The organism is Nocardiopsis xinjiangensis YIM 90004 (assembly GCF_000341145.1).
Classification (GTDB): Bacteria; Actinomycetota; Actinomycetes; order Streptosporangiales; family Streptosporangiaceae; genus Nocardiopsis; species Nocardiopsis xinjiangensis.
In genome coordinates, this window is the sequence record NZ_ANBE01000052.1 from 17,203 (window position 1) to 32,303 (window position 15,101).

Below are 15,101 nucleotides of genomic sequence, written 5' to 3' on the forward strand. Positions count from 1 at the left end.
CTCAGGTGTGCGCACATGCCAGGTTGATACCACTATTTGGCTCGCACGTGCGGCAGGTATGGTCGACCCATGCCCACATTCCGGATCAGTGAGGCCGCCGACCTCCTCGGTGTCAGCGCCGACACCGTGCGCCGCTGGGTCGACTCCGAACGTCTGCCCGCCGGCCGCGACGACAGCGGACGCCGCCTGCTCGAGGGCGCCGACCTGGCCGCCTTCATGAGCGCCGGCTCCGACCAGGACCCGGCCCGCCAGACCTCCTCGGCCCGCAACCGCTTCCGCGGCCTGGTCACGAACGTGGTCCGCGACCGTGTCATGGCCTCCGTGCAGATCCAGGCCGGTCCCCACCGGGTGGTCTCCCTCATGAGCCGCGAGGCCGCCGACGAACTCGGCCTGGAGGTCGGCAGCATCGCCACTGCCGTCGTCAAGTCCACCAACGTCGTCATCGAGACCACCGGAGACCGCCATGCGTGAGACCGGCCCCCGTGCCCCCGTCCTGGCGCCCTTGGCCGCCGCCGCGTTCCTGCTCCTGGCCGCGACCGCCTGTGTCGGCGACGGATCCGATGAGCAGGATGCTCGGGAAGACCGCAGTGAGCTGTCCGGTGAACTCGACGTCTTCGCCGCAGCCTCCCTGACCGACGTCTTCGAGGACCTGGCAGAGGAGTTCGAGGCCCAGAACCCCGACGTCGACGTCGTCCTCAACTTCGCCGGCAGCAGCGAACTGGCCGTGCAGATCAACTCCGGAGCACCTGCCGACGTCTTCGCCGCCGCCGACACCGTGACGATGGAACAGGTCGCCGACGATCTCGGCCTGGACCCCGACTGGGCTGCCGACCACTCCGAGGACGGTGCCCTGTTCGCCACCAACACCCTCCGGATCGCCGTGCCCCCCGACAACCCCGCCGGCGTCGAGACCTTCGGTGACCTGGCCGGGGACGGAGTCGACACGGCCTTCTGCGCCGAGGAGGTCCCCTGCGGCGCCGCCGCTACCGCGGCCATGGAGGGATCGGGCACCGACATCACCCCCGTCACCTACGAGGAGGACGTGCGCGCCGTCCTGACCAAGGTCGAGCTCGGCGAGGTCGACGCCGGACTCGTCTACACCACCGACGTCGTCTCCGCCGGCGACCGTGTCGAGGGCCTGGCCTTCCCCGAGGCCGAGGCCGGGGAAGCCCTCAACGACTACCCCATCGGGGTGCTCTCCGGCGCGCAGGAGCCCGAGGCCGCCCAGGCCTGGGTCGACCTGGTCCTCTCCGGGACCGGCACCGCCATCCTCGAGGAAGCAGGGTTCGGTACACCGTGACCACCCCGTCCCCCGTCACCGCCCCGAACGCCCCGGGCCGCCGCCTGCGCGCCCGCTCGGGGCGTGCGCCCTGGATCCTCGTCCTGCCCGCGCTGGCCGCCGTCGCCTTCCTCGTGCTGCCCTTCGCCGGTCTGCTGATCAGTGCCCCTTGGCCGGACATGGGCCAACGCCTGCGCGAGCCCGACGTGCTCAGCGCGCTCTGGCTCTCGCTGGTGACCGCCACCGTCGCCACGGTCGTCTCCGTGCTGTTCGGGGTCCCCCTGGCATGGCTGTTGGCCCGCGCAGAGTTCCCCGGCCGCCGGTTCGTCCGCGCGCTGGTGACCGTGCCCCTGGTCATCCCGCCCGTCGTCGGCGGTGTGGCCCTGCTCATCGTCCTGGGACGCAACGGGATCCTCGGCAGCCACCTGGACGCCTGGTTCGGCCTGACCATCCCCTTCACCACCGCCGCCGTGGTCATGGCGCAGGTGTTCGTGGCCATGCCGTTCCTGGTCATCAGCGTCGAGGGCTCCCTGCGGGGCGCCGACCGCCGCTACGAGGAGGCCGCCGCCACCCTCGGCGCGAGCCGCGCCACCGTCTTCACCCGTGTGACCCTGCCGATGGTGCTGCCCGGCATCGGTGCCGGTGCCGTCCTGTGCTGGGCCCGCGCCCTGGGGGAGTTCGGCGCCACCATCACCTTCGCCGGGAATTTCCCCGGCAGTACACAGACCATGCCCCTGGCCGTCTACATGGCGATGCAACGCGACCCGGAGGCCGCCATCGTGCTCAGCCTCGTCCTGCTGCTGGTGTCTCTGGCCGTGCTCGTGACTCTGCGTGAGAAGTGGGTGAACACGTGATGGGTTCTTACCTGGATGCCGACCTGCGCCTGAGCCGCGGCGACTTCACCCTCGACGCGCGTCTGGGCGCCGAGCGAGGCGAGATCCTTGCCTTGCTCGGCCCCAACGGCGCCGGCAAGTCCTCGGCCCTGCGCGCGCTGGCCGGGTTGGTGCCCTTGGCGGCCGGACACGTGCGGGTGGACGGCCACGACGAGACCACCACCGCCGTGGAGGGGCGCCCCATCGGCATGGTCTTCCAGGACTACCTGTTGTTCCCGCACATGAGCGCTCTGGACAACGTCGCCTTCGGCCCGCGCTGCCAGGGGGCGGGCAAGACCGAGGCGCGTCGCAGGGCCGGGTCCCTGCTGGAGCGCATGGGCCTGGTCGAGCACGCGGGCGCCCGCCCCGGGAGCCTCTCCGGCGGGCAGGCCCAGCGGGTCGCCCTGGCTCGTGCCCTGGCCGTCCAGCCGCGTCTGCTGCTGCTCGACGAACCCATGGCGGCCCTGGACGCCAGTACCCGGGTCGAGGTCAGGGCCCGCCTGCGCCACTGGTTGGAGGAGTTCGACGGGGCCACCGTCCTGGTCACCCACGATCCCCTGGACGCCATGGTGCTCGCCGACCGGATCGCGGTGATCGAACACGGCGGGGGGGGGGAGCAGGGCACCCCCGCAGAGGTGGCCCGCCGGCCCCGGACCCCCTACGTGGCCCGACTCGTGGGCCTCAACCTCTTCCGGGGGAACGCGGAGGGCACCACGGTCACCCTGGAGGCCGGGGCAGAGGGGAAAGCGGCGACAGTACGGCTGCCCGAGCCGGCCTCCGGGCCCGCGCTGGTGGCTTTCCCGCCCCGCGCCGTGGCCCTGTACGCCGAGCCGCCCCACGGCAGCCCCCGCAACGTGTGGCGGGTGTATGTGGACGGGGTGGAACGCTTCGGCGACCAGGTCCGGGTCCACCTGGCCGGGCCGCCCGATCTCGCCGCCGACGTCAGCCCCGCCGCCGTGGCCGAACTCGGTCTGGTACGCGGGAAGACGGTCTGGGCCGGGGTCAAGGCAGCCGAGGTCGAGAGTTACGGCACCTGAACGGCATGTGTGCACGTGCCCGTGGGTTTCGGTGGACCCTGCCGGGAAAACCTGACGATACCGGGATATTCGCGGCGTGGCCTGGGGAGACTCGTAAGAACCCGGAGACGGCGGTCAGTCCCCCAGCGGCTGAGGAGGGTGCCATGTCCCTGAGAGAACATGAACGGCGGATCCTCGCGGAGATCGAACGGCAGCTTGACGAAGAAGCGCCCGATCTTGCGGATCGACTCGATTCTTTTACGGCCGAGGACCCGGACGAGCCGGCCGAACCAGGTCTGGGCAGTTGGAAACCCTGGGCGGCGTGCGCGGTGATCGCAGCTGTCACCGCGGGCCTGTTGGTCCTGTTGTTCCTGCTCACGCCGGGGACTCCGCAGCCGGAACCAGCCAGTGAGAACGTCCCGGGCACGGGGGAGAGCGTTCCGGCCGAGGAACCCGCGGGGGAGAGGGTGCCGGCACCCGGACCCTGACCCCCTGTCCCGGTCACGGGGGCAGGGGGAAAACGAGGGCCGTCCGAGTCGGCGTCGGACGGCCCTTCGGCGTGGGTGCCCCGAAGAACGGTAGGAGGATCAGCCCGCGCTGCTCCGGGTCCTCTCCTGCCAGGCCCCGTCCGGCCCGGCGTGGGAGCCACTGGTGGCGAAGCCCGACCCGGCCAGAGCGAGGGCGGGAGTTCCCAAGGTGCACCCGGCGGTGACCACGGCCACGGCCAGGCTCCGACATGTGTGCCCCATGTGTTCCTCTTCTCGGGCCAGTGGTGAAACGGCTGGTGAAAGCGGTCGGGCGCGGTGGTGCACGCACCACCGCGCCCGACGCCGGGTGCTCACCTCAGTGGTGAGTACCACTCACAGTGCCGCCCTGGCCTGCGCCCCCCGGACCGGCGTAGGTGTAACCGTCGGCGTAGATGCTGCCGAAGCCGCCGTGGCCATGGTCACCGTGGTGGTGGTCCTTGCCCTTGCCGCCGTGCCCGAAGTCCGGGCTCTGGGTGGCGGAGACGATGCCCCACTGGTGGGCGCCCTTCGGTCCGGCGTGCTCGCCACCGGTGGCGTAGAAGCTGTCCGCCATTGCCACGGCCGGGCCGCCCAGGGCCAGGGCAGGGGCTGCGACAGCCGCGACGGCGATGCTGGTCAGGGTCTTACGGTTCATTCAGGGTGTCCTCTCGACACGGATACGCTCTTCCGGCTCGACCGAACCGCCCGCCCGCGGCGAGAGGCCTGTTTCCGAGCCACTCCTCTCATGCCCTGCACCAGCGAATCGTAACTCTTCGTGTTCAGTTGATTGCACAAGAGAAAATTGACTGTGCTGTATTGAGTATTGACCCGCATCGGGGAGGAGTGAACTTGTGCCGAGAGGAACTTGGTAGTGGAGGAAGCGCGCCTTCCGTCCGTTTTTGTGGCTTATCGCAGTCCGTTGGCAAAGCTCTCGGCCAGCGGGCCCGCCACCGATGAACCGCCGCCACCACCGTCGACGACCACGGCGAAGGCGACATCGCCCTTGTAACCGACCATCCACGCGTGGCTGGGCAGCTCGTCGTCCTCGTCGGCGTCCTCGGCGGTGCCGAACTCGGCCGTACCGGTCTTGCCGAAGACCTCACCCTGGAAGTTGAGCGCCTCGGCCGTCCCGTCGGTGACCACCGCACGCATCATCGGCCGGATGGCTTCGGCGTTGGCGATCTGAGTCGGCTCGGGAAGGTCGGCGGGTGCGGGCTCGTTCACCAGGACCGGGTGGCGCCAGGAACCGTCGGCGATCGCGGCCGGGAGTGTGGCCATGTGCAGCGGCGAGGTCAGGATCTGGCCCTGACCGATGCCCTGCGAACCCAGCATCGTGGCACTGTCCACGGGGGGAAAGAGCGGCTCATGCGTGGTCACACCGATGTCCAGCGGCTGGGTCATCCCGAACTGCTCGGCGCTGGCCTGCAGCTGCTGGCCGCTGACCCGGTCTCCCAGCTCCGATACGAGAGAGGTGTTGCAGGAGGTCGCGAACGCCTCGGTCATCGACTGCGCCCCGTACTCGGCCTGACCGGCGTTACGGAAGGGCCAGCCGCCCAGGTCGTACTCCTCGGGACAGTCCATCGTCGCGTCCGTGGACATGCCGCTGTCGAGCAGCGCGCTGTAACTGACGATCTTGAACGCCGAACCGGGCGGGTACTGGCCCTCGAAAGCACGGTTGAACCCGCCGGGCACGTTCACAGCAGCGAGGATCTCGCCCGAGGACGGGCGCAACGCCACCATGCCCGCAGGGTCGTCGGCTGCCATGATCGCGCTCGCCGCGATGCTCTGCACGTTCGGGTCGATGCTGGTGGTGATGTCCTCGCCGTCGGAGCCGTCGAGGGTCGCCACGGTGTTCTCCTCGGTGGCCTCCACCGAACCCTCGTCCTGAGCCTCCTCGGCGTCGACCATCACGATCGTGGTCGCCGCCTCACCGGCCAGGTGTTCCTCGTGGGTCCTCTGCAGGCCGTCCACACCGATGGTGTCGCCCACGTCGTAGGCCGGGCCGAGCCGCTCGATGTCGTCCTCGTCGGCCTCGCCCAGCGAACCCGTGATCATCTGCAGTGAGCCCGAGGACTCCGGGGTGTCCAGGCGGGAGCCGTCGGCGGCCAGGATGTGGCCGCGTTCGCCCCACACCGCGGTGCGTGCCAGGACCTCGCCCTCACCCAGGCCGGGGTAGGCGACCTCGGGGGAGAAGTCGATCCACCATTGGCCCTCCTCGCGCAGCAGCGGGAGCTCCCCCTCCCAACCCCAGTCGTCGGCGTTGGTCAGCGAGACCGTCACCTCGTAGGAGGCGCTGCCCTCGCCCCTCTCCACGGAGGGCTGACCGACGTCGACGTCGATGGAGTCCACACCGAGCCCGGCGTCGATACCTCCGAGGATCTCGGCGGCGTCGTCGCCCCTGGTGGTTTGGGCCAGGGCCTCGTAGTCCTGGGCCTGCCAGCTCGAGGCGAAGGCGGCCGTGGCTTCCTCGGGCTCGGGCATCTGCCACACGTACCAGCCGATGGCGCCGCCGACCAATGCGAGCACGAGCACGCTCGATGCACCGATGATCAGGCCCTTGCGGGACTTGCCGCGGGGCTTGCCGTCCGGGTCCGGGGCCGCGCCGTGGTCGGCGTCGTGGTCGTCATATCCGTCGTAACCGTCGTGACCGCCGCTGTGGGATCCGCCGTACAGGTACTCATCCCCCTCGGAGGCAGGGGGCTGGACCGGATCGCCCGGATAGGGGGTGTCGCCCTGATAGGCGGGCCGGCCGCGGTAGGGATCGTCCCAGCCCGGGTCTGCGCTGTGGGCGTCACCGTAGAACCCGGTGCCACCGCTCTCGCCGTAGGGGGAGGTCCCCCATGCGGCGGCGCCCACCGCGCCTGTTTCCCAAGCGGTGTTCGGACCGGAGCCCCGGTCGTCGTCGTTCTCGTTCTCCCAGGCGCCCCAGCCGCCGCCGTGCGCGGCTCCGTACTGGTACTCGTCGTCGGGGTGGCCGACCGAGCCGAACGCGGCCGTGCCGGGACCCGGGTCCTCAGGGCCGGGACGGCCCCAGGCGTCGCCGCCCTCGCCGTAGGAGCGGCCGGTGTTCCAGGCATCGTGGGTTCCGTGTGCGGGACCGCCCCACGTATCAGCGGCACCAGGCTCGTCGCGCGCCCCGGAACCCCAGGTGTGGCCCGCGTCGGCGGCACCCGTGCCCCAGGCGTCGTGGCCGCCGGGCTCCGGGCCCCGGGTGTGGGCGGCGCTGCCGTGTGCGCCGGAGCTCTCGGAGGGGTCCCAGGCGCCGGTCGCGCCGGACGGTGTGCCCCAGCCGGAGTACTGGTCCTCGTCAGCGGTGGGACCCCGGCCGGGGGCGTCTGCGCCCAGCGGGACCTCGGACGCGGGTGTTGCCCACGCGTCGCCGGAGGGGGAGCCCCAGGAGTCCCCGGATCCGGTGCCCCAGGCGTCGTGCTCGGCGCCGGAGGTGCCCCAGGTGTCACGGGGACCATGCTCCTCGTACGGGCCGGAACCTGTGGCGCTGTCGGCGCTCCATGCCTCGCCCGTGCCACGGGGACCACCCGTGGTGCCCGTGCCCCAGGCGTCGTGGCTGCTGGGATCGGAGCTCCACGTGTCGTCCCACGTGCTGCCGGTGTCTGTGCCTGCGTCCCAGGAGTGGCCGGTGTCGTCACCGGCCCGACCGGTGGGGTCCCAGGCGGAGGCACCGGTGTCGTAGCGCCGATCGGGGCTCTCGGGCGAGGCCCAGGGGCGGCTCGTGCCATGGGGCTCACCCATGGCGCCGGCGCCCCAGCTCTCGCTCGCGCCCTGAAAGTCCCATGCGTCACCGGTGCTGCGGTCCTCGCGCGTGTCGGCGCCCCAGCTGCTGTCGGGCCCGGGAAGGTCCGTGCTCCGGGAGGCGTCGGAGACGGGGGTCGCCCACGTGCCATCGGCGTCGTGCTCGCCGGAGGCATCCCCTCGGTCCTCCTCCGAACCCGGGGCCTCCTCGGGTGCACCGACGGAACCGAAGGCGGAAGTACGGGGCTCCTCGTCCGGCACGGGCGCGCCCCACGGGGTCCTGGTGTCCCAGCTGTTCCCGGAGCCCGGGCCCTCGGCGGAACTCGTGGCGGTGGAAGAGCCGTCACCGGGGACGGGGGCACCCCACGGGGTGTCGGGTCCGCTCTCGGACCCGCCGGCGGCACCGCTGCGGAAGGGGTTGTCCCACGCGTCCGTGGCGGGGTNGGATCCTCATCCTTCTGCGCGGGGTGCTCGTAGCTGAAACCGCCCGTTTCCTCGCGCTCGCTCTCCGGCGGCCGCTGAGGGATCCGGTACGGATTCGGTGGGCGCGCCTCGGCGCCCGTGTCCGCGGAGTCCTCGGGCGGCTCGGAGGAATCCGGCTGCCGGGGGGGCCGTTCGTCCACGCCTGACCGTCCTTCGTTCAGTGCTCCTGGATAACCACGATGCCCCGCTCCCACCGGAGGCGGGGGCGGGGCACAAGGTTGATGGCCGACGTGGCGGTCGCCTCTCGGCGCAGGGCACAACGGGGCTCCGGACCGTACGGTCACCCTCCCGGGAGGAGGGGCCGGACGCGGTATTCCGCGAAGGCAATAGTTGAGGCCCGGGGGACACTTGCTACCACGCCGACCAACAGTGACTCTAACTCATGTCGACCGCCCGTTGTTCCGGCATTTCCAAGTGATCGGAATGCGCTATGTCACCGATTCCGCGGGGTGAAAAGGGGCCGGTCCCGCAGAGGGGCGCGGGACCGGCCGGGAAGCCCGACAGGGCTTGGTTCGGTCGGGGCGACCGGGAGGCCGAAGGGCCTAGGACTGCAGGGCGGCCCCGTTCAGTTCGTCGCGGGTGAGCATCTTGAGGCGCTTGCGGCCGCGCTCGGCACCGAGCTCCTCCTCGCGGGCCTCGATGCGCTGCCAGCCCTCCCACGTGGTGTACTCCACGCCGCGCTCACGCAGCAGGTCGCGGAAGGATCCCGTCTCCGGTTCCGGCGCCGGGGCCAGGGAGCCGCGGTCGGCGACCAGATTGGTGACGGTCTCCAGGGCGTCGCCCTTGGTGTGGCCGATCAGGCCCACGGGGCCGCGCTTGATCCACCCGGTGGCGTAGACCCCCTCGACCGGCTGATCGTCCAGGTCCAGGACCCGGCCCGCTTCGTTGGGAACCACGCCGCGGGACTCGTCGAAGGGCAGCCCGGCCAGCGGGGATCCGAGGTAGCCGATGGCGCGGTAGACCGCCTGGACCTCGTGGTCGATGAACTCCCCGGTGCCCTTGACGTTGCCGTCGCCGGTCAGCTCGGTGCGCTCGGTGCGCAGTCCGGTCACACGGTCCTCGCCGAGGATCTCCACGGGGCTGTGCAGGAAGTGCAGGTGCAGACGCTTGGCGTCTCCGCGCTCATCGCGGATCGCCCAGTCCTGCAGCACCTTGACGTTGGTCTTGACCTGGTTGGACTCTTCGCAGGCCTGCAGGCTGCCCTCGTCCAGGTCGAAGTCCTCCGGGTAGACGATGACTTCGACGCCGGGCTGCTTGTCGAGCTCGCGCAGTTCCATCGGGGTGGCCTTGCACTGGGCGATGCCGCGGCGGGCGAACACGTGAACGTCGGTGACCTGCTTGGCGCGCAGCCCTTCGTAGACGTTGTCGGTGATGTCGGTCTGCAGCAGGTCGTCCGCGTCCTTGGCCAGGATGCGGGCCACGTCGACGGCGACGTTGCCGGCACCGATCACGGCGACGCTGGTGCCCTCCACGTGCCAGGACGGGGAGACGTCGGGGTGGGAGTCGTACCAGAAGACGAAGTCGGCGGCGCCGTGGCTGCCGGGCAGGTCGGAACCGGGCACGTCCAGGGGCCGGTCCCGATCGCTGCCGGTGGCGAAAATGACGGCGTCGTAGTGACGGTGCAGGTCCTCGAGCTTGAGGTCCACGCCGTACTCGACGTTGCCGTAGAAGGTGATCTCGGGTTTGTCGAGGATCTTGTGCAGAGCACCTTGGATCTGCTTGATCCTCGGGTGGTCGGGTGCGACGCCGTAACGGACCAGGCCGTAGGGGGAGGGCATCTTGTCGAGGATGTCGATGCTGACGGACGTGCCGCACGCGGACAGGGTCTCGTCCTTGGTGAGCAGGTCGGCGGCGTAGATGCCGGCCGGTCCTGCGCCAACGATTCCCACTCGCAGGGGTCGCGTCATCGCACAGCTCCAAAGTCTTCGCGCCAGAGTGGACGCCATCGAAAGGTAAGGCTTGCCTAATCTACCTGGTATCACGCGCCGGAAAGCCTACTATAAAGGTAGGAAATACTGTTCCCGTGCGAGGCCCTCCCGGGCGGGGTCGCCCCCGCTTCGACGGGAAAAGCCTGCTCACCGCGGGTTCGAAGCCCCTCGGGGGTGGTGATGAAGGGCCTCGATCACGGGTCAACACGCGGTCAGCGCGTGATCAGTCCTCTTGCGACTATGGGGAAAGTCACTGCCGACCGCGCTCGAGCTCGGCCTTGACCGAGGCGGCGAAGCGCGGGACCTGTTCCTGTCCGGAGAGCTTGGCGATCGCCGCCATGATCGCGTCGGTCGCCTCCCGCCGGGGGCGCGCCCGGTGCGCCTGCCCCGACCAGGGCGACAGGTCCACGGGCGGGCCGAACTGCACACCGACCCGGTTGAACGAGGGGACCTTGCGCCCGGGAGGCAGGATCCGCCCGGTGCCGGACAGCGCCATCGGCACCACGGGGGCGCCCGTCGTCAGCGCCAACCACGCAAGGCCGGTCTGGCCCTTGTGCAGACGCCCGTCGGGGGAGCGGGTGCCCTCCGGGAAGATCCCGAAGACCTCCCCGCCTTTGATGACCTCCACGCTGTTGTTCATGGCCTCTTGGGCGCTCTGTCCGGGGCGGCGGTCCACCGAGAGCGGGCCGAGGGCGCGCAGCAGACGCGAGAGCGCCTTGCGCGGCAGGGTGCTCTCGTCGAACAGCTCCTGCTTGGCGATGAAACGCACAGGACGGGGGCAGACCGTGCCGACGAAGATCGGGTCGATCAGGGCCAGATGGTTGGACGCCAGGATCACCGGACCGTCCGCGGGAACGTGGTGCACGCCCTCCACCCGCTGGGGCCACGCGACCCGGCTCAGGGGGGCGACGACGAACTTGGCCGCTCCGTACAGTGACACGATGAGACCGACCCTTCTCGTTCTGTGTGGTGGGGAGGGGGCAGGGCCGGAACCGGCACCGGCCGTTCCGAATCCTATCGCTGCGTGCCCGGCTCTTCGGGTCACAGGCCCTGACGAATCGATGTGCCCAAGACCTCCCGTGACGGAGGACACACCCTTAGGGTGGTGGTCTAGACCTTTGGTCCGCGCTCGTGAAACGGGGAAGACAGCCATGCCCACACTCGTCGACGTCAGCCACCAGATCACCGACGGGATGACCACCAGCCCCGGCCTCCCCGCCCCCGCCGTCGAAGAGGGCTCGGTCGGCACCGACCCCATGCTCGGTGCCGGCGGCACCGGCGGCCGTGTCAGCCTCGCCGGAGCCACCGGGACCTACGTCGAGATGCCCGCCCACCGCTACCGCGACGGCGCCGACCTGGCCGACCTCGACCTGGCACGTGTGGCCGACCTGCCCGGGCTCGTCGTGGACGCCACCGGCCGCCATCCGATCGACACCCGCCTCCTGCAGGGCCTGGACGTGCGTGACCGCGCGGTCCTGCTGCGCACCGGATGGGACCGCCACTGGCGCACCGACGGCTACAACGACCCCGATCACCCCTACCTGGAGGAGGCCGCCGCCAAGCTCCTGGTCGAGGGCGGTGCCGCGCTCGTGGGCATCGATGCCGCCGGTGTGGACCGCACCGCGCCCGCCGCCGAGGGTGCCCGGCCCGCCCTGGGGTTCCTGCTCTCGGCGGGTGTGCCGGTCGTGCGCCACCTGTGCCTGCTCGACCGCCTGCCCACCGACGGATTCCGTTTCCACGCGGTCCCCGTCAAGGTGCGCGGGATGGCGGCCTTCCCCGTGCGCGCCTTCGCCGTCGTCGGCTGAGGTCCGCGACCGCCCCGGGCGGGGCGCGGACTCACAGATCGGCGTCGACGTCCTTCTGGGCGCGGCGCCGTTCGCGTTGGGCCCGGCGTTCGGCTTCCTTCTGCGCGGCCCGCTCATCCTGGGCCACGGCCGTGGTCATCGCGCTGGAGAGTGCCCGCAGTTCCATGTTGATCCGCGGGTAGGCGGGCAGACGCGGCAGAGCCCCCATCCGGGGGGTACGCCGTTCCTCCATAGAGGCGATCAGCTCCCTGAAGGCCAGGTCCACCCGTTGCAGCGTGATCGTGCCGACCGGTTCGGGGTTCTCCAACTGCAGAGCCGACAGCGCCAGATACCCGGTGCGCTGAGTGGCCACCACCACCGGCCACAACGGGCGGGTGGCACGGGCCCGGGGCAGGTCACCCACGGCGCTGTTGTAGACACCGCGCAGGCTCACCAGCGCCGCCCGCATGTCCCGGCGCAGTTCGTAGCGGCGTTGCGATGACATGTGCACGTCCTGGTCGAGCATCTCCACCACACACGGGCGCGCGGTCTCCAGCACCTTGGTGATCGTCTGCGGCAACCGGGTGGCCGAGGTGCGCCGCCACAACAGCAGCGCCCCCGCCAGGCCCAGGAGCGAGCCGACCACGGTGTCGATGATGCGCGACTGCGCGAGTTGTTCGATGGGGTAGGGCACCGCTGTGTAGGCCAGCAGCAGCGCCATCGGGGTCAGCGTGACCGACCCGTAGAAGAAGTTGCGCCCCACCACCAGCTGGGTCAGCCCCTGGAAGAGGCCCGCGAGGACCACGACCGCGGCCAGCGGAAGTTCCTGGGTGAGCAGGAGCGCGCCGACGAGCACACCCAGCATCGTGCCGAGCGAACGCTGCAACGACCGGTTCAGGGTCAGCACGACGTTGCCGCCCTGCAGCACCGAGGTGGTGGTCAGCGCCACCCAGTAGTAGTGGTCCAGACCGATCCACAGACCCAGCACACCGGCCAGGGTCACGGTGATCCACATGCGCAGCGCGGTCGGCAGGATCAGCGACTGTTTCGTCAGGCTGGAGCGCAACGCCCCCCACAGGGCCGGATAACGTTCGTCGTGCAGGCGGCTGCCGCGTTCGTCCTCCCGGTCGGCCTCGTCGGGGGTACGCCGGGCCGCCACCGCGGCGCGGCCCAGCAGGTTGTAGACCCGGGCCTCCAGGGCCCGGGGGCGCAGACCGCGCCGCAGTTCGTCCAGATCGGCCGGGTCGGGGGACAGCGAGGGTTCGGCCACGGCTGCGATCATGCGGTCGGCGAAGTCGGCGGCCGCGTCCGGCAACGGTTCGTTGCGGGCCATGCACACCTGCGAGGTCGCCAGGTGGATGTCGGAGACCCAACGCAGCAGCGACCGGAGCCGGGCCGCCTCGGGGGTGCCCCGGTAGCCGCGGGTCTGTGCCAGCAGCACGATCCGCCAGGCCTCGGCCACCGCGACCGAGGCCCGGTGCTGGGCGTGATCCAGGTCGGGGGAGCCCACCGCCCGCAGGAGCTCGCCCAGCTGGCGGAAGGCCTCCGAGACCGCCTTGTACTCGGGGTGCCGGGCCCGCACGGCCCCCGACATCGACACACACCAGCCCACGGCCGCACCCAGGGTGGCCACCCCCGCGTGCAGGGGCACGTCGGCCGGTCCGCCCGGGACGATCGTGGAGATGGTGCTCACCAGGACGAAGAAGATCGGCCCCGGTTTGTCCACCCGCCAGGCGGCACACAACCACGTCGCCAGCCCCGCGGTCAGCCCGATGGCGAAGACCGCCGCCCATGGTGAGAACGCCGAGGACAGCGACCCGAGGGTCACCGCAGCCACGAACCCGAGCCCCACGAGGGCCAGCGCGGCCGACCGGTAGGCGTAGGGGGTCTTCCTCTCGTACAGGACGCTCATCGAGCCCAGGGCCGCGAGGGTGGCCAGGCGGGGGTCGATCAGCAACGCGACCAGGCTGAAGGAGGCGATCATCGCGACGGCGGCCCGCACCGCGGTGGCCCACGCCCAGGGGGTCCCGGGCTCCATCCCGAAGAGCGCCTTCAGGTCGACCCTGTGGCGGGGTCGTTCGGCCACCTCCACACGTTTGGGGCCCTCGTCCTGGGAACCCCCCAGGTCCATGGGGCCGGTGTTGCCAGTGGTTCCCAGATCTCGCACGGTCTCCATCCTAGAGATCGGTCCCCGCGGGGGACGATCGGTGCTCATCGCTCCTGGTGGTTGGTGTCCTCGTCGGTGTGCGCGCGTGCGCCACCGCGTTCGGCCTCGGCCCGCTCGGCCCGTTCCACCGCATGGTCGCGTTCCTGCTGCAGGACCGACAACCGGGCCGCGGCCGCTTCCCGGGACTCGGACAGCGTGACCTCGGCGTTGTGGCGCTGTTTGTCGAGCTCTCCGGCCAGACGGTCGCGCTCACCGGTGAGCCGGCCGACCTCGGCCATGAGCCGCTCACGCTCGGCCGCGGCTGCCGCGGCCTCACTCTCGCGCTGGTCACGGGTGCGCTCCAGCTCGGCGCCCAGGCGGGTGCGTTCCCCGTCCAGGGTCTGCTCGGCGGTCCGTGTGCGCTCCTCGGCACGCTCGCTCCGATCCCGGGCCTGATGCTCGGACCGTTCGGCCTCGTCGGCACGTCGGGCGTGCTCGTCGCGTTCACGGCGCAGCTGCGCGATCTCCTCGCGAGCCAGGGCCGAGCGGCGTTCTGACTCCGAACGCTCGTGAGCCAACTCCGCCCGGGCGCGCTCGTTCTGCTCGGCCAGGCGCCGTTCGGCGGCGGCCAGACCCGCGTTGGCCTCGGCCACGGCCGCATCGCGTTCGGTCACGGCCCGTTGGTGTTCCCGAGCGTACCGGTCGCGTTCGGCCTCGGCGCCGTCACGGCGGTCGATGGCCTCCTGAGCCATACGTTCGGCCTCCTGGGTGGCCTCGACCGCGGCAGCGGCGGCCTTCTCGGCGCTGCGCCGGGCCGTTTCGGCCTCCCTGCGCCGGTTCTCCGCCTCCAGACGGGCTGCGTCGGCCTCGGCGACCTGCCGGGCGCCCTCGACACGGGCTGCCTCGACCTGGGCCTCTGCGGCGCCCGGGTCGGTCATGGTGGCGAACGCCTCGGTGGCCGAACTCAGGGTGGCCTCCAGCTGTTCGCTCTGTACCGCGAAACGGGTGAGCAGGTCGTCGGCGCGCAACCGTGCCGCGGTGACCGGCTCACCCCGGCCGCCGGCGGGAGCGGCGCCGGGGGAGGGCGGTGCCGTGCCCTGCTCGCTCTCCCCGGTGTGCTCGGCGCTCGCGCGTTCGGCCTCCTGTGCCTGGCGCTGGCGCTCCTTCCAAGCACGCCACCGGGTGTGCTCAGGCAGTTCGCAGTACTGGGGCGGGCGCCCGGGGGAGGAGGACCGGGGGACGGGGCGGTCGCATCCGGGGAAGGTGCAGGTGTTGGAATCGGAGGAGGCCACGGGGCAGAGGGTAGCGCCTCACCGCGCCGGTGTGCCCGGGTGTGT

Annotated in this window: 13 protein-coding genes; 6 read left to right on the plus strand and 7 right to left on the minus strand. The window is 71.2% G+C overall.

Going from position 1 to position 15,101, the window contains the following annotated elements; all coding sequences use genetic code 11:
* Positions 1–69 precede the first annotated feature (69 nt).
* The 5 genes from D473_RS0121815 to D473_RS0121835 all read left to right on the plus strand — a co-directional run bounded on the left by D473_RS0121815 (position 70) and on the right by D473_RS0121835 (position 3,655).
* Positions 70–471, plus strand: a complete 402-nt coding sequence (locus D473_RS0121815) for a TOBE domain-containing protein (RefSeq protein ID WP_017611166.1) — start codon at positions 70–72, stop codon at positions 469–471.
* Entirely contained in the window at positions 464–1,300 is an 837-nt protein-coding gene (gene modA / locus D473_RS0121820; RefSeq protein WP_017611167.1) for a molybdate ABC transporter substrate-binding protein, read from the plus strand. The genes D473_RS0121815 and modA overlap by 8 nt, the downstream gene beginning before the upstream one ends.
* On the plus strand, positions 1,297–2,133 hold the full coding sequence (locus D473_RS0121825; protein ID WP_017611168.1) for an ABC transporter permease: 837 nt from the start codon (positions 1,297–1,299) through the stop codon (positions 2,131–2,133). The genes modA and D473_RS0121825 overlap by 4 nt, the downstream gene beginning before the upstream one ends.
* The gene (locus D473_RS0121830; protein ID WP_017611169.1) at positions 2,133–3,188 is read left to right on the plus strand and encodes an ABC transporter ATP-binding protein; all 1,056 of its coding nucleotides are present in this window, start codon (positions 2,133–2,135) and stop codon (positions 3,186–3,188) included. The genes D473_RS0121825 and D473_RS0121830 overlap by 1 nt, the downstream gene beginning before the upstream one ends.
* A 143-nt stretch (positions 3,189–3,331) precedes the next feature.
* Positions 3,332–3,655 (plus strand): DUF3040 domain-containing protein, encoded by a 324-nt coding sequence (locus tag D473_RS0121835; protein WP_017611170.1) that lies wholly within the window; start codon positions 3,332–3,334, stop codon positions 3,653–3,655.
* A 99-nt stretch (positions 3,656–3,754) separates the two neighbouring features.
* Here the strand turns inward: D473_RS0121835 and D473_RS27510 are convergent, their stop codons facing one another.
* The 5 genes from D473_RS27510 to D473_RS0121860 form a co-directional block, all read right to left on the minus strand.
* Positions 3,755–3,916 (minus strand): hypothetical protein, encoded by a 162-nt coding sequence (locus tag D473_RS27510; protein WP_017611171.1) that lies wholly within the window; start codon positions 3,914–3,916, stop codon positions 3,755–3,757.
* A 94-nt stretch (positions 3,917–4,010) separates the two neighbouring features.
* A complete protein-coding gene (locus tag D473_RS0121845; protein WP_017611172.1) occupies positions 4,011–4,328 on the minus strand; it encodes a hypothetical protein in 318 nt (105 codons plus the stop codon).
* A gap of 251 nt (positions 4,329–4,579) precedes the next feature.
* The gene (locus tag D473_RS28260; RefSeq protein ID WP_017611173.1) at positions 4,580–7,684 is read right to left on the minus strand and encodes a penicillin-binding transpeptidase domain-containing protein; all 3,105 of its coding nucleotides are present in this window, start codon (positions 7,682–7,684) and stop codon (positions 4,580–4,582) included.
* A 764-nt stretch (positions 7,685–8,448) separates the two neighbouring features.
* On the minus strand, positions 8,449–9,795 hold the full coding sequence (locus D473_RS0121855; RefSeq protein ID WP_017611174.1) for an FAD-dependent oxidoreductase: 1,347 nt from the start codon (positions 9,793–9,795) through the stop codon (positions 8,449–8,451).
* A gap of 289 nt (positions 9,796–10,084) precedes the next feature.
* The gene (locus D473_RS0121860) at positions 10,085–10,774 is read right to left on the minus strand and encodes a lysophospholipid acyltransferase family protein (protein ID WP_017611175.1); all 690 of its coding nucleotides are present in this window, start codon (positions 10,772–10,774) and stop codon (positions 10,085–10,087) included.
* 211 nt (positions 10,775–10,985) lie between these two features.
* Here D473_RS0121860 and D473_RS0121865 point away from each other — a divergent pair, with 211 nt between their 5' ends.
* Positions 10,986–11,639 carry a cyclase family protein gene (locus tag D473_RS0121865; RefSeq protein ID WP_017611176.1) on the plus strand — a complete coding sequence of 218 codons (654 nt, stop codon included), beginning with the start codon at positions 10,986–10,988 and terminating at the stop codon, positions 11,637–11,639.
* Between the two features lie 31 nt (positions 11,640–11,670).
* Here D473_RS0121865 and D473_RS0121870 read toward each other — a convergent pair whose 3' ends face one another.
* Both D473_RS0121870 and D473_RS0121875 read right to left on the minus strand, forming a co-directional pair.
* The gene (locus tag D473_RS0121870; RefSeq protein WP_026127190.1) at positions 11,671–13,749 is read right to left on the minus strand and encodes an FUSC family protein; all 2,079 of its coding nucleotides are present in this window, start codon (positions 13,747–13,749) and stop codon (positions 11,671–11,673) included.
* A gap of 80 nt (positions 13,750–13,829) precedes the next feature.
* Entirely contained in the window at positions 13,830–15,056 is a 1,227-nt protein-coding gene (locus D473_RS0121875; RefSeq protein WP_017611178.1) for a coiled-coil domain-containing protein, read from the minus strand.
* Between the last annotated feature and the right edge of the window lie 45 nt (positions 15,057–15,101).

Bases quoted from the DNA above. Each gene is read 5' to 3' on its own strand.
- D473_RS0121865 (WP_017611176.1), top strand. From the start codon at position 10,986: ATGCCCACACTCGTCGACGTCAGCCACCAGATCACCGACGGGATGACC.
- modA (WP_017611167.1), top strand. From the start codon at position 464: ATGCGTGAGACCGGCCCCCGTGCCCCCGTCCTGGCGCCCTTGGCCGCC.
- D473_RS27510 (WP_017611171.1), bottom strand. From the start codon at position 3,916: ATGGGGCACACATGTCGGAGCCTGGCCGTGGCCGTGGTCACCGCCGGG.
- D473_RS0121845 (WP_017611172.1), bottom strand. From the start codon at position 4,328: ATGAACCGTAAGACCCTGACCAGCATCGCCGTCGCGGCTGTCGCAGCC.
- D473_RS0121835 (WP_017611170.1), top strand. From the start codon at position 3,332: ATGTCCCTGAGAGAACATGAACGGCGGATCCTCGCGGAGATCGAACGG.
- D473_RS0121815 (WP_017611166.1), top strand. From the start codon at position 70: ATGCCCACATTCCGGATCAGTGAGGCCGCCGACCTCCTCGGTGTCAGC.
- D473_RS0121870 (WP_026127190.1), bottom strand. From the start codon at position 13,749: ATGGACCTGGGGGGTTCCCAGGACGAGGGCCCCAAACGTGTGGAGGTG.
- D473_RS0121830 (WP_017611169.1), top strand. From the start codon at position 2,133: ATGGGTTCTTACCTGGATGCCGACCTGCGCCTGAGCCGCGGCGACTTC.